Source organism: Amycolatopsis sp. NPDC041971, assembly GCF_055588925.1.
In genome coordinates, this window is record NZ_JBVJCE010000015.1 from 89,284 (window position 1) to 102,294 (window position 13,011).

General features: G+C 69.3%; 11 protein-coding genes. 8 read left to right on the forward strand and 3 right to left on the reverse strand.

Translation table 11 applies throughout. The features are described from left to right. Positions 1 to 591: 591 nt before the first annotated feature. Positions 592 to 3,015: a DNA helicase PcrA gene (gene pcrA / locus ACZ6DT_RS27200; RefSeq protein WP_465600264.1), complete on the reverse strand. Its 2,424-nt coding sequence runs from the start codon at positions 3,013 to 3,015 to the stop codon at positions 592 to 594. 90 nt (positions 3,016 to 3,105) lie between these two features. Between pcrA and ACZ6DT_RS27205 the strand changes: the two genes are divergently transcribed. From ACZ6DT_RS27205 to ACZ6DT_RS27235, 7 genes are all read left to right on the forward strand, one after another. Next, positions 3,106 to 3,525, forward strand: coding sequence for a DUF1707 SHOCT-like domain-containing protein (locus ACZ6DT_RS27205; RefSeq protein WP_465600266.1), 420 nt, complete (start codon positions 3,106 to 3,108; stop codon positions 3,523 to 3,525). Between the two features lie 168 nt (positions 3,526 to 3,693). Next, on the forward strand, positions 3,694 to 3,984 hold the full coding sequence (locus ACZ6DT_RS27210) for a chorismate mutase (protein WP_465600269.1): 291 nt from the start codon (positions 3,694 to 3,696) through the stop codon (positions 3,982 to 3,984). Positions 3,985 to 4,228: 244 nt separating this feature from the next. Further along, positions 4,229 to 4,534, forward strand: coding sequence for a hypothetical protein (locus tag ACZ6DT_RS27215; RefSeq protein WP_465600272.1), 306 nt, complete (start codon positions 4,229 to 4,231; stop codon positions 4,532 to 4,534). Positions 4,535 to 4,872: 338 nt separating this feature from the next. Further along, positions 4,873 to 6,126, forward strand: a complete 1,254-nt coding sequence (locus ACZ6DT_RS27220; RefSeq protein WP_465600274.1) for a hypothetical protein — start codon at positions 4,873 to 4,875, stop codon at positions 6,124 to 6,126. A gap of 255 nt (positions 6,127 to 6,381) precedes the next feature. Next, positions 6,382 to 7,227 carry a hypothetical protein gene (locus ACZ6DT_RS27225; protein WP_465600277.1) on the forward strand — a complete coding sequence of 282 codons (846 nt, stop codon included), beginning with the start codon at positions 6,382 to 6,384 and terminating at the stop codon, positions 7,225 to 7,227. Positions 7,228 to 7,446: 219 nt separating this feature from the next. Further along, positions 7,447 to 9,063, forward strand: a complete 1,617-nt coding sequence (locus ACZ6DT_RS27230) for a serine/threonine-protein kinase (RefSeq protein WP_465600280.1) — start codon at positions 7,447 to 7,449, stop codon at positions 9,061 to 9,063. A gap of 12 nt (positions 9,064 to 9,075) precedes the next feature. Further along, a complete protein-coding gene (locus tag ACZ6DT_RS27235) occupies positions 9,076 to 10,128 on the forward strand; it encodes a serine/threonine-protein kinase (RefSeq protein ID WP_465600282.1) in 1,053 nt (350 codons plus the stop codon). A 51-nt stretch (positions 10,129 to 10,179) separates the two neighbouring features. Here ACZ6DT_RS27235 and ACZ6DT_RS27240 read toward each other — a convergent pair whose 3' ends face one another. Both ACZ6DT_RS27240 and ACZ6DT_RS27245 read right to left on the reverse strand, forming a co-directional pair. After that, entirely contained in the window at positions 10,180 to 10,848 is a 669-nt protein-coding gene (locus tag ACZ6DT_RS27240; protein WP_465600284.1) for an alpha/beta fold hydrolase, read from the reverse strand. A gap of 71 nt (positions 10,849 to 10,919) precedes the next feature. Then, positions 10,920 to 11,852 (reverse strand): LysR family transcriptional regulator, encoded by a 933-nt coding sequence (locus tag ACZ6DT_RS27245; protein WP_465600287.1) that lies wholly within the window; start codon positions 11,850 to 11,852, stop codon positions 10,920 to 10,922. A gap of 102 nt (positions 11,853 to 11,954) precedes the next feature. On the opposite strand from ACZ6DT_RS27245, the gene ACZ6DT_RS27250 reads away from it, so the two are divergent. After that, positions 11,955 to 12,893 carry a DMT family transporter gene (locus tag ACZ6DT_RS27250; protein ID WP_465600290.1) on the forward strand — a complete coding sequence of 313 codons (939 nt, stop codon included), beginning with the start codon at positions 11,955 to 11,957 and terminating at the stop codon, positions 12,891 to 12,893. The last annotated feature ends 118 nt before the right edge of the window (positions 12,894 to 13,011 follow it).

Below are 13,011 nucleotides of genomic sequence, written 5' to 3' on the forward strand. Positions count from 1 at the left end.
CCTTCAGGACCTCCGCTTCCCCCTTCGAGACCATCGGTTTCGAGGACATCGGGAAGCGTCGTAGGCCATCCGGCCCGGAGCAGGTGTCGCCTTCGGGGCCCTCAAGCGAAGCCGTCGGGCAGCTTCCGGATGAAGTACCCCACGGCGATCTGCCATACCGTGCAGAGACCGGCCGGGCGCCGTTCGATCGGCCGCCATCCGGCGAAAAGTCCCCGGGAAAGAGTTCGGCACCCGGCTGGCCGCGGCCCGAACAGCCATCGCCGCGCGTGCCCGCATACGACGCACCGTCCGGCCCCGTCCGGTTCGTGCGTCCGCAGTAACGCGCGCCAGGCCGCGACCAGCCTGAGCACTTCCGGCGGTTCCGGACCCCGATCCGTCCCCGCCCCTTCTTCAACACCCCGCAGATATTCGAGTACCCCACTCGAGAGAACCCCAAACAAGACCCCGTCCACACCGTGCGCCCCCTCCTCCTGATCGGGGCACACCGGCTCGGTCGGCCTGCCCCAGCGCATCGAACTCGTGTTCGATGGCACAGGTATACGGGAGGGGTCCGACAGTTTTCGTACGCGGCGAGGAAACCGCAGGTCAGGGCTAGAGTTTGACCATCGGGACGCTGCCGATGAGCATCAGCCGGACCTTGCCCGCGTCGCCGAAGTCGATCGTCGCCGTGGCACGCGGGCCCGCACCGTCGCAGGCGACGACGGTCCCGAGCCCGTACTTGTCGTGACTGACCCTGTCACCGACGTCGAGTTTGAGCGCGACGGTGTCCTTCCAACCTTTACCGAAGGGACTCGTACCCGTCGACCTCGACGGCGAGGCGCCGCCACCACGGCTTCCCCAGGTCGTCGCGGCACGCGGCGAACCACCTGAGGAACCGAAACCACCGGACGACGAGGAAGGCGCGAGCCTGCGCCAATCGACCAGTTCGGCGGGAAGCTCGTCGAGGAACCGGGAAGCCGGGTTCATCTGCGGCTGGCCCCACGCGGAACGCACCATCGAACGGGAGACGTACAGCCTCTTCCTCGCCCGCGTGATCGCGACGTAGGCGAGCCTGCGCTCCTCGGCCAGTTCGGTCGGGTCACCGAGCGCGCGCATATGCGGGAAGATCCCGTCTTCCCAGCCCGTCCCGAAGACCACGGGGTACTCGAGACCCTTCGCGGTGTGCACGGTCATCAGCGTGACCACGCCCGCGTCGTGCCCGTCGCCGTCATCGCCCCCGTCGGCAGCGGGGATCGAGTCCGCGTCGGCCACCAGCGAAACGCGCTCCAGGAACGCGGGCAGCGAGCCCGGCTCCGGCACTCCGGCGTCCACGGTGTCGACGGTGTCGATTTCGGGGAGTTCACCGTCCGGACCGGCGACCTCGGCGGTGAATTCGGTGAACTCCCGCGCGACGGTGACGAGTTCCGTCAGGTTCTCCACCCGCGACGCGTCCTGCGGGTCGTCGGACTCTTCGAGTTCCGCGCGGTAGCCCGTGCGTTCCAGGACCGCTTCGAGGATGTCGGCGACTTCGGCGCCGCTCTCGACGACCTCGCCGAGTTCGTCCATCAACCCGACGAAACCGGTGATCGCCTTGGCGGAACGCGGGTTCAGCAGCGGCACCTCGCCGTCGACGGCGCCACGCAACGCCTGCGCGAACGAGACGCGCTCGCGCTCGGCGTACGTCGCGATGACCGCTTCGGCGCGGTCGCCGATGCCGCGTTTGGGGACGTTGAGGATCCGGCGCAGGCTGACCGTGTCCTCCGGGTTCGCCAGCACCCTCAGGTACGCGAGCATGTCGCGGACCTCGCGCCGCTCGTAGAACCGCACACCGCCGACGACCTTGTACGGCAGGCCGAGGCGGATGAAGATCTCTTCGAAGACACGTGACTGGTTGTTGGTGCGGTAGAAGACCGCGACGTCGGAGTAGTCCGCTTCGCCCTTGTCCGCCAGCGCGTCGATCTCGCCCGCGACGAACGCCGCTTCGTCGTGCTCGTTGTCCGCGACGTAGCCGACGATCTTCTCGCCGTCACCTGAATCGGTCCACAGCCGCTTGGCGCGCCTGTTCGGGTTTCGCGCGATGACCGCGTTCGCCGCGTTCAGGATCGTCTGGGTCGAGCGGTAGTTCTGCTCCAGCAACACCGTCCGCGCGTTCGGGAAGTCGCGTTCGAATTCCTCGATGTTGCGGATGGTCGCCCCGCGGAAGGCGTAGATCGACTGGTCCGCGTCACCCACGACGCACAGTTCGGCGGGCTCGATCACGGACTCGTTCGCCTCGGTGCCGACCAGTTCGCGGATCAGCGTGTACTGCGCGTGGTTCGTGTCCTGGTACTCGTCGACCAGCACGTGCCGGAACCGCCGCCGGTAGTACTCGGCGACGTCCGGATACGTCTGCAGGAGTTCGACCGTCCGCATGATGAGGTCGTCGAAGTCGAACGCGTTGGCCTGGTTCAACCGCCGCTGGTACTCGACGTAGACCTCGGCGACGCGGCGTTCGAGGTCGTTGCCCGCGTCGGCGACCGCCGTCTCCGGCTCGATCAGTTCGTTCTTGAGGTTCGAGATGTGCACGGCCAGCGTGCGCGCCGCGTACTTCTTCGGGTCGATGTCGAGATCGCGGGCGACGAGGGTGATGAGCCGCTTCGTGTCGTCCGAGTCGTAGATGGAGAAACTCGACGACATCTCCAGCGTTTTGGCCTCACGGCGCAGGATCCGCACGCACATGGAGTGGAACGTCGACACCCACATGGCGTTCGCGCGGCGGCCGACGAGGTCGCTCACCCGCTCCCGCATCTCCGCGGCCGCTTTGTTGGTGAACGTGATCGCCATGATCTGGCCGGGGTGCACATCCCGTTCGGCCAGCAGGTACGCGATCCGGCGGGTCAGCACCCGGGTCTTGCCCGAACCCGCGCCCGCGACGACCAGCAGCGGCGAGCCCGCGTGGGTCACGGCTTCGCGCTGTGCCGGGTTCAGGTCGTCGAGCAGGTCCGCGTGCCGGGGCTTGGCCGGACCGTCCGCTGGGAGATCGAAGAGGGTGTTCATCGCCGGTCCACGCTACAGCGCCGGGCGTAGGCGGTGTTGCCGCCTGCCGTCCGACGCGCGGACGGTGTTCGCGGCGGAGGATCGGATGCCATGGACACCAACGGAATTCCCTCCCGGCTCAGGGCCGCCGACACCGACCGGGAGCGGGTCGTCTCGCTCATCCAGGCCGCCGGCGGCGAAGGCCGTCTCACTCTCGAAGAAGTAGAAGAGCGGCTCGGCACTGTGTATTCCACCAAGTACACGGACGAACTCGCCGCGCTCACGGCCGATCTGCCCGAACCCACGCCGAAGCGGCGACCAGTCGTCTTCGGGCATCCGGCGGTGCGGGTCCACCTCGCGGTCGCCGTCGTGCTTTCGGTGCTGCTGATCATCCGCTGGACGGCTTCGGAGGCGCGGTTCTTCTGGCCGGCGATGCCGATGTTCTGGCTGGCCATGAGCGTCCTCGTGCACGCCCGCGTCCGCGGAGCGCGCCGCCGCTTCAAGCCGGAGGACGGTTTCGCTGTGGCATAATGATCGGCATGCGGCACGCGACGCGGTTTTTTTACGGGACCCGGACTCCGGCTCCCGTGATCGCATAGTGCCGCGATGCCATCACCGTAAAGCCCCGGAGTCCACGGACCCCGGGGCTTTACGCTGTTCCGGGGGCCAGCAGGGAATCCGGACCGAAGAAAGGTCCCGATGAACACCACACAGAAGCCGGACGCCGAAGAACCCACCACCGCCACGGCCGAAGAGATCGATGAGCTCCGCACGGAGATCGACTGGCTCGACGGCGAGATCCTGCGGCTGGTCAAACGCCGCGTCGAAGTCTCCAAGACGATCGGTGCGGCCAGGATGGCCGCGGGCGGCACCCGGATCGTCTACAACCGCGAAATGGACGTGCTGGCGCGCTACCGCGAACTCGGGCCGGAGGGACGGCAGCTGGCGATGGCGCTGCTGAACCTGGGCCGGGGCAGGCTGGGGCGCTAGGCGATGGCACAGGGTCGGCCCGACCGAGCCCGACGTGACCGAGCCCCACGTGACCGACGCTGAGGTGACCGAGGCCGACGTGACCAGAATCTCTTGATCCCTTGAAGTCGCGCGCCTTTCGGCCGCCAGGCCTCGCGATCGTGATGACAGGGCGCCCTCGGAGTTCACGTAACGATCAGGTGATAGTCACGCCCTGGCAGCACGATCGCGAACAGCGCGATAAAAGAACAGGCAAACTGGACACATGATTAACCTCATCGCCGTGATCATCGCGATCGCCGGTGTCCTGGCGGCACTGGGCCATCTCGGTTATCTCGCCATGCTGAACAACGCGGCGGGTAAGCGCGCGGGCGGCACGCCCATCGCCCAGTACGTCAAGACACGCTGGCCGATCGCAGCGGGTACCACCGCGGCTTCGCTTTTCGCCTGGTTGCTCACCAGTGGGGGAACGACGCTCGACATCATCGCCGTTTTACTTGCAGCGGGTAGTGGAATCACCGCCACCAAAGCCCTGCAATCGACCCAGCAGAAGTACCGCAGCGGAAACTGACCGGCTCCACCAGCACGGATAGCACTGCGTTACGTCACCAAGGCCCGTTCGGCCGCGCCCGACCGAGTGAAACATCTGCAACTTGCAGAGTGGGTGAAGACTTGCGCGTGTCGAACTTTTAGTGTGGACCTCGTGATGACCCTTGCGTCTGGGTCGGGCGATGCCCGTATGGCGCGCGGGGGCGATGGCCCCGCGCGTCCACCGTCGCATGCGCGTGCATTTGCTCACGAGAGTGCCCGGGAGTCTGCAAGCGAGGGATCCCGTGAAAGCGCTGGTCTGTTCGGCTCAACCGGTGTCACATCGCCGTCAGGGACGGCCCGCGAGGGGGTCGCTCGGACATGAACGGCTGGGCGGAACACCAGGGACGGGACGGCGCCACGCACGTGGGCCGTCACCGGGCGGGCGGTACCGAGAGCTGGACCCCACCCGTGCCGCCGAGGCGGCGGCGTCCGACCGGGCACGGGCATCACGCACATCGTGAGTTCGCCCCGCCCTCCACCGGTTCCCTGCCCTTGCCGCCACCGCGGAACGGGAGGGTGCCGAGCCCCGGCTACGCCCCGACGAGCGGCCGTCTGCCGCTCCCCCAGCCCGCTCGCGAGGTACCCGTAGAACACCCAGAACGCCCGGCCCGCGTCGAGGTCTCGTTCATCGAACCGGTCCGGCTCTCCGCCGAGGAACGGCGCGCGAAGGCCGCCCAGCGCACGAAGGTGACGCTGACCGCCCCCGCTCCCCGCCGTCCCGAGCCGGTGGAGATCGACGATCACGAGGGTGACGACGACGTCCGCGTCTACCTCGCCCCGCCCGTCGACGGCCTGAGCACCTTCGACCTCGGTACGGTGCCCGCCTCGGTGACCCCGCCCAAGACCTGGCGCAAGGCCGCCTGGTTCGCGGCGGCGGCGTCCGCGCTGGTCGTCGTCGGTCTGCTCTTCGCCGGTTCGTTCCTGGTCGGCAAACCCCTCCCGGAGCAGCAGAGCCAAGGCGGCTGGCCCGGATACCGCGGCGGCAGCCCGCTGACACAGGAAGGCCTCGCCGGCAATCCGGTCACACCGCCGCCGGGCGGTGCGGCGGGCAAGCCGTCCAGCTCCGAGACCGATTCCTCCACCAGGGACGACCGCAGTTCCGCCAACTCCGGCACCGCGTCGGACAGCGACGGCTCCGGCGGCAGCGAGTCCCATCCGGACTCGGGCGGGCCGGTCACGTCCGGGCGGCCCGCGCCGCCGCCGGGCGACCGGCCGCGGAAGCCGCCGGTCGTGCCCGCCGACCGCACCACCACGACGTCCCCCTGGTACGCGTCGCAACCGGACGCGCAGGCGATGGGCGACAACACCGAGATCTTCCTCAACAACGTCACCACCGATCCCCACGAGGCCTCTTCGGTGACCTCGGGCAGCCTGGGCGAAGAAGGCGCGCAGGGCCTTCGTGAGCGCTACGCGGACGTCGCCTACTTCGAGGTGAAGAAGGTCAGCATCGACCAGCGCCGCGGCGTCACGGTCAACACCGTCGAGGTCACCCACAAAGACGGAACGAAGACCATGGAGCAGCGCACGCTGACCTTCGGTGACGACGACAAGATCGTCGATGACGGCATGTGACCGGTCGCGCACGTGCAGGTGTCCTGTTCCTCTGCACGTGCGGTGCGATGAGCGGTCGTCCCTGGTCCGGGTGGGTGACCTAAGCTGCCGTTCGTCGTATCGCGACGGCATTCCGGCGATAGAGACTGGCCGTGAACCGTCCGTACAGGGTTACCTGGCGACTGCAAGGTTTGCACCGTTCAGAAGACGGCCGCGCGGACCAGAGGCGCCGGCCGAACGGCTCAGCGCCTGCCCCGGACCAGAGCGAGGAATTTCGTGCTTGATCGACAGCGCATACGGCGTGAGGACGCCGTACGTGTCGAGGACGTCATCCCGGAAGAGATCCTGAACGACACCCGTGTGGACCGTGAGTACCTCGAGCAGGTCTTCCGCGAGCCGCAGAAGTTCGTTCCCGCCCGCACCCGCGAAGTGCCGTCGTCGCGGCCCGAGCCCGAAGAAGAAGAGCCGGAGAGCCGCGCCGCCCGGCGGGCCAAGCTGGCCGGGCTGGTGGCCGCCGGACTGCTGGTCGCGGGCGCCGTCGTCACCGCGGGCGTGCTCGCGGGCGCCCAGCGCCAAGGCACGGCGCCGGGCGCCGCCGCACCCGAGATGATGAGCGGGGCCGCCGCGCTCGGCGGGCTCGCCGTGCCGGACTCCCCGCAGCCGCAGCGGAAGCAGGAGACGCCGACGCCCGGGAGCACCAGCACCCCGGCCCAGCCGTCTTCGGGTACCGCATCGGGCTCGCTCACGCACCAGGGTTCGGCGTCCAGCAGCGCCAGTTCACAACCGGTCTCCAAACCGGCCGCGGTCACCACGGCCGAGGACAAGATCGACGCGGTCCGGAAGTTCTACCAGACCGTCGACGCCGATCCGTCCGGCGCGATGTCGCTGCTCACGCCGGTACTGGCCAAGTCCGGAATGGGCAGGATGGTCGAGGCGTGGAGTGCCATGGACGCGATCCAGATCCAGGATCTCCGGGAGCAGGCCGACGGCACCATCCTCGCCGTGGTGACCATGCGCAACCCGGACGGCGGCCTGGTGCGGGTCACGCAGGTGCTGGAATTCGCCGACGAGACGACCGGTCTGATCACCGACGCGCGGCTGCTCTCCGCACAGCACATGTGACGGACACCCCGCGTATAACGGCTCCCCACCCAGTGCGATCAGTGCGTGCCGCGTTTGTGTGCGCAGAGTGAGCGCCTAGCCTTGTCACGAGTCGGTCTCGGAAAAGCCGGCACACAGACCACTACATGTGCATACGCTCCAACGCTGTGGCGTGCTGACGGCCGCACCGCGTGCGCGGACCACTCCGCGACGTGAAGACGGAGCCCAAAGGGAGGTCGCGTGAGCGACGAGGGTCGCCTGGTCGCCGGTCGATATCGCATCGCCGGGCGGATCGGCACGGGCGCGATGGGTGCCGTGTGGCAAGCGCACGACGAGGTACTCGGCCGCACGGTGGCGATCAAGCAGTTGCTGCTGCAACCCGGTCTTGAGGCTCACGACGCCGAAGACGCCCGCCAGCGGACGATGCGCGAGGGACGGATCGCCGCCAGGCTGCACCACCCGAACGCCATCTCGGTGTTCGACGTCGTCACCGACGACAACGGCCAGCCGTGCCTGATCATGGAGTACCTGAACTCCACCAGTCTCGCCCAGGTGCTGCAGGAGGAGCGGACGCTGCCGCCGACGGAGGTGGCCCGGATCGGCGCGCAGGTCGCGGCGGCGCTGACCGAGGCGCACGCGGTCGGCATCGTGCACCGGGACATCAAGCCCGGCAACATCCTGCTGGCGCCGAACGGCACCGTGAAGATCACCGACTTCGGTATCTCGCGGGCCAAGGACGACGTCACGGTCACGAAGACCGGGATGATCGCCGGAACCCCCGCCTACCTGGCGCCCGAGGTGGCCATCGGCGGCGACCCCGGCCCGGAGTCCGACGTCTTCTCTCTCGGCTCGACGCTCTACGCGGCCTGCGAAGGCCAGCCGCCGTTCGGCCTCAGCGAGAACACGCTGAGCCTGCTGCACGCGGTCGCGGCCGGGCAGATCATCCCGCCGCGTCAGTCCGGCCCGCTCGCCAGCGTGCTGGCCGTGCTGCTGCACCCGGAGATACGGCACCGGCCCACCTCCGAAGAGTGCGAAGAACTCCTCGCCGCTGTCGCGCGGGGCGAAACGCCGCTGGGCGGTCCCGCGGACGAGACCCTGCTCGCCGCCCCGGTCGCGGGGGTGATCGCCGGCGCGGGCGCGACCCAGGCGCTCGACAGCGAAGCGGCCGGTCACTCGGGCTCGCTCCTCGACGAACAGGCCGCGGCGGGTTCGTACTACGACGAAGACGACTACCACCAGCCGCCCGCGTCGGGTTACCCGGAAGACGACTACGACGGGTACGACAACTACGACGAGACGGCGTTGCTCGCCGAACGCGGCCACCCCGGCGGCGACCCGGCGCCCACGCGCGCCGTCCCGGTCCCCGCGGGCGACTACGACGACGATGCCTACGACGACGACTACGACAAGCCGCCTCCGCCTCCGCCGCCCACTCGGGCGCAGACCAGCCCGGTGGACGACGACGAGAAGCCGGGCGCGTGGAAGAAACCCGCGATCATCGGCGGTGTCGTGGTCGTGGCGCTGGCCGCGCTGGGCTTCTGGCTGCTGAGCCCGAACAACCCGGAGGCGCCCGCCCAGGTGGGGAACTCGTCGACGAAGCCGACTCCTTCGGCCGCGCCATCGGCTCCTGAGACGACGGAAACGCCGACGGAGACGCAACCGGCCGAGCCGCCGAAGGAGACGGCGAGTTCGTCGAAGAAGACGTCGAGCAAGGCGAGTCAGACGGACGAGCCGGATCGGCCGACCACGCCGAAATCGACCCCGAAGCCGCCCAACACACCGACTCCGCCGAAGACGACGCCCAAACCGCCGACTTCATCCGACCCGCCGGTGAGTTCGCCCCCGCCTGGCACTTGATCCGAGGCTGCATTGAGTTCTGAAGGTTCCATCGTCGGCGGCCGGTACCGCCTGGACCAGCCCATCGGGCGTGGCCGGGCGGGCATCGTGTGGCTGGCGTTCGACACGCGTCTGCTGCGCACGGTCGCGATGAAGCGCATGTACCTGCCCGTCGGCCTGCCGCCGGACCGGGCGGAGCAGGCCAAGGCCGTCGTCAGCCAAGAAGGCAAGGACGCGGCCAAGTTCGAGCACGCGACCGCCATCAAGGTGTACGACGTGCTGCCCGACGGGCCGGACGTGTGGCTGGTGATGGAGTACATCCCGTCCCGCGGGATGGCGACCTTCCTCGCCGAGCACGGCAGGCTGACCGCGGAACAGGCCGCCGGGCTCGGCATCGTGCTCGGCCGCGCGCTGGCCGCGATGCACGAGGCCGGGGTGGTGCACCGGACCGTCGAACCAGGCACGGTCCTGCTGGCCGACGACGGCGGCGTGAAGCTCACCGACATCGGCATCACCGGTGGGGGGCCGAGCCCGGCGTACCGGGCGCCCGAGGTGGCGCGCGGCGAACGGGCGACTTCGGCGTCCGACGTGTTCTCGCTGGGCGCGACGCTGTACACGGCCGTCGAAGGGGTGCCGCCGTTCGGTGAGGACGGCGAGTCTTCGGAACGGCCGCCCCAGACCGCCGGCCCGCTGGCCGGTGCGCTGCGCAAGATGTTGCGGGCGGAGCCGGATTCGCGGCCGACGATGGCCGACACGGTCCGCTCGCTGAGCGCGATCACCGAGGGCAGGCAGACGGCGTTCATCCCGCCGACCGCGCCCGCCATGCCGACGGTTCCGGCCTCGATGCCGATGCCGATGAACCAGGCGCCGCAGCAGCAGCCGGTCCCGCAGTACCCCCAGCACCAGCCGCCGCAGTATCAGCCGCCGCAGCCGCAGCCGCAGTACGCCCCGCCGGCGCGGCAGTACGCGCCCACCGCGCCGGCCGCGGCGAAGTCGCCCGACACCCGCAAGTGGCTGCTCGTGGCGGGTGCCGTCGTGGCGGCGATCCTCATCGGTGTGCTGTTCGCGGAACTGTTCCTGATCTGACCGGCCAGGCACCGCCTGCCCGTTGAGGGTGGTGGCGGGGCGAGGGCGGGGCTAGAGCCGTTCGCGGACCAGCGTCGCGAGTTCGACCGGACGGCTGAGGTACGGGCTGTGACTCGCCCGCCAGGTCACCGTCGTTTCGCAGCGCATGGCGCAGTGAGCCACCTGTTCCGGAGCGAGCGCCCGGTCTTCGGTGCAGGTGACGTACGTGCTCGGGGTATCCTTCCATGCCGCGCCATCCGACGACTCGTCGAAGATCGTGACGGGCTCGGGGCGCAGCAACGCCATGGCGCGCTCGGCGACGACGTCCGTGCAGTCGGCGTACATGGCCTCGCGGGCGGCTGCGGGGTCGAGGTGGGTCAGGCCCGCGTCGTCGAAGGTCAAGGGCACCTGGTCGGGTTCACGGCCGGTTTCCTCCTTGATCCGCTCGAGCCAGTACTGAGCGGTTTCCCCTGGCTCGCTGACGATCGCGGCCAGGAAGATCAGGTGCGAAGTCCCTTGAAGCCCGCTTGCGGTGAGCCCGCCGAAGGAGTGCGCCAGCACCACCGGCGGCTCGGCCGCCCGGTCCACGAGTTCCTGGACGGTGCGGGTGGTTTCGGCGATCGGACGCCCGCCGAGATCGGGGATGGTGACCTCGGCGCCTTCCCTGCGCAGGCGCTCGACGACATCGTCGAAATGGGCGGGCTGGTGCCAAGAGCCGTGCAGAACGATCAGGGGACGCACGGAGGTCCTTTCTCTGGCGGGATTCGTGGCTTCCCAGCCAGGTTGTCGACCGCCCGTGCGGCTGTTCGAGCTCAGCCGGTTTTCGTGCCCACTCGACCAGTCCCGCTTACCTGTCCGGCCCCTTCTCGGATCGCGCCGAGGAACCGGCGCACCGCGGGGTGCTCCCTGGCGTGCGCGGCGACGGCCGCGTGGATGGAACGGACCGGATCCGGGCGGCGGACCTTGCGGATGGCGACGCCGGGGTGCGGGGCGCCGAGGCCGAGCTCCGGAATCAGCGCGACGCCGAGGCCGGCGGCCACGAACCCTTGTGCCGTCTGGTAATCCTCGGATTCGACGACGTGGTTCGGGGCGAATCCGGCCGCGCCACAGGCGTCGAGCAGGATGTCGCGGCAGGCGCCGGGGAGACCGTCGACGCCGACCCACGGATCCTCGGCGAGTTCGCCGAGATCGAGGACGCGTTTGCGGGCGAGCCGATGGTTCTTCGGCAGGATCGCGCGGTACGGGTCGTCGAGGAGGTGGATGTACTCGACACCCTTGACGCGGGGACTGCTGCTGGGGAGCACGATCATCGCGACGTCGGCCTTGCCCGACTCGATTTCGGGCATCGAATCGTCGGGCTCGACCAGTTTCAGGTCGAGGCGGACGCCTGGGAAGTCCCGGCGCAGCGCGGCGACGGCCAACGGCACCAGTGAGGCGCCCGCCGTGGCGAAGTAGCGGATCGCGAGCCTGCCCGTGCGGCCTTCCTTGAGTTCGGTGAGCGCGGCTTCGGCCTTGGCGAGCTGCGTGCTCAGCGTTTCCGCGTGTTCGGACAGCAGCGAACCGGCGGGGGTCGGGCGCACGCCGCGGCCGACGCGCTCCAGCAGTTCGACGCCCGCTTCCCTTTCCAGGGTGGACAATTGCTGGCTGATCGCGGAAGGTGTGTAGCCGAGATTCCGGGCGGCGGCGGTGATCGAACCACTGCTGATCACGGCTCGGAGGACCTGCATGCGGCGGACGTCCAGCATGGCCCGATCTTACAGTTCTTCTTAACCCTCCCTGCAGTTATTTTCGCTTGTCCTTACGCGTCGGCGCGGCGAAGCTGAGCCAGGCATTTAAGGAGGACTGGGGTGGGCGAGACGAAGACCCTGCTGCGGATCGGCGCGCTGGCGCTCATGTGGGGATCGAGTTTCTTCTGGATCAAACTGGGGCTCGGCGCGTTCTCGCCGGTGCAGCTGGTGCTGGCGCGGGTGGTGCTCGGCGCGGCGGTGCTGATCGGGCTCTGCTACCTCGGCCGGGACCGGCTGCCATCGGGACGGCGGATCTGGGGACATCTGGCCGTCGCGGCGTTCTTCCACAACGCGCTGCCGTTCCTGCTGTTCGCGTGGGGTGAGCTGACCATCGACTCCGGGATCACCGGGGTGCTGAACTCGACGACACCCCTGTGGGTGCTGCTGGCCGCGCCGATGATGGGCGCGCGGACGAAGATGACCGCGGTACGGGTCGCCGGGCTGGTCGTCGGGCTCGCCGGGATTCTGCTGATCTTCGCGCCGTGGGAGGCGTCCGGCCTGGTCAGCTGGGGCGCGCTGGCTTGCCTCGCGGCGGCCGCGAGCTACGGGTTCGCGTTCGTGTACGAGGGCAAGTACCTCACCGGCACCGGCGACTCGCCGCTCTCACTGGCCGGTGGGCAGATGCTGCTGGCGACCGGGTTCATGCTGCTCGCGATGCCGATGGGCGGTTTCGAACCGGTGCGCCTGAGCACCGGCGCGATCGTCGCGGTCGTGATCCTGGGGATCGGGTCGACCGGGATCGCGTTCGCGCTGAACTACCAGCTCCTCGCGAGCGAGGGTGCCGTCGCGGCGTCGATCGTCGGGTACCTGCTGCCGGTGGTCTCGGTGCTGCTGGGGGCGGTGTTCCTGGCCGAGCCGCTGCACCTCCGGGTGATCGCCGGGATGGTCGTCGTGCTGGGCGGGGTCACGCTGACCCGGCTCCGCCCGAGGGAGCAAGGGACCTTTGCTATCGCCCCGGCGGAGCGCCCCCTCGCCGCCGCCGGGGACGCGGCGCCGTGACGACGACGTTGTGGCGTCCGACCGGGCCCGCCGAGCTCCGGGTGACTCGCCTTTAGCGGGGGGGGACGGGTGGGGGGGGGGGGGGTGGGGTTGAGGGGCTGTGCGTTTCCTGCCAAAA

Coding starts and splice junctions, on each gene's coding strand:
- pcrA (WP_465600264.1), bottom strand. CDS start 3,015: ATGAACACCCTCTTCGATCTCCCAGCGGACGGTCCGGCCAAGCCCCGG.
- ACZ6DT_RS27205 (WP_465600266.1), top strand. CDS start 3,106: ATGGACACCAACGGAATTCCCTCCCGGCTCAGGGCCGCCGACACCGAC.
- ACZ6DT_RS27210 (WP_465600269.1), top strand. CDS start 3,694: ATGAACACCACACAGAAGCCGGACGCCGAAGAACCCACCACCGCCACG.
- ACZ6DT_RS27215 (WP_465600272.1), top strand. CDS start 4,229: ATGATTAACCTCATCGCCGTGATCATCGCGATCGCCGGTGTCCTGGCG.
- ACZ6DT_RS27220 (WP_465600274.1), top strand. CDS start 4,873: ATGAACGGCTGGGCGGAACACCAGGGACGGGACGGCGCCACGCACGTG.
- ACZ6DT_RS27245 (WP_465600287.1), bottom strand. CDS start 11,852: ATGCTGGACGTCCGCCGCATGCAGGTCCTCCGAGCCGTGATCAGCAGT.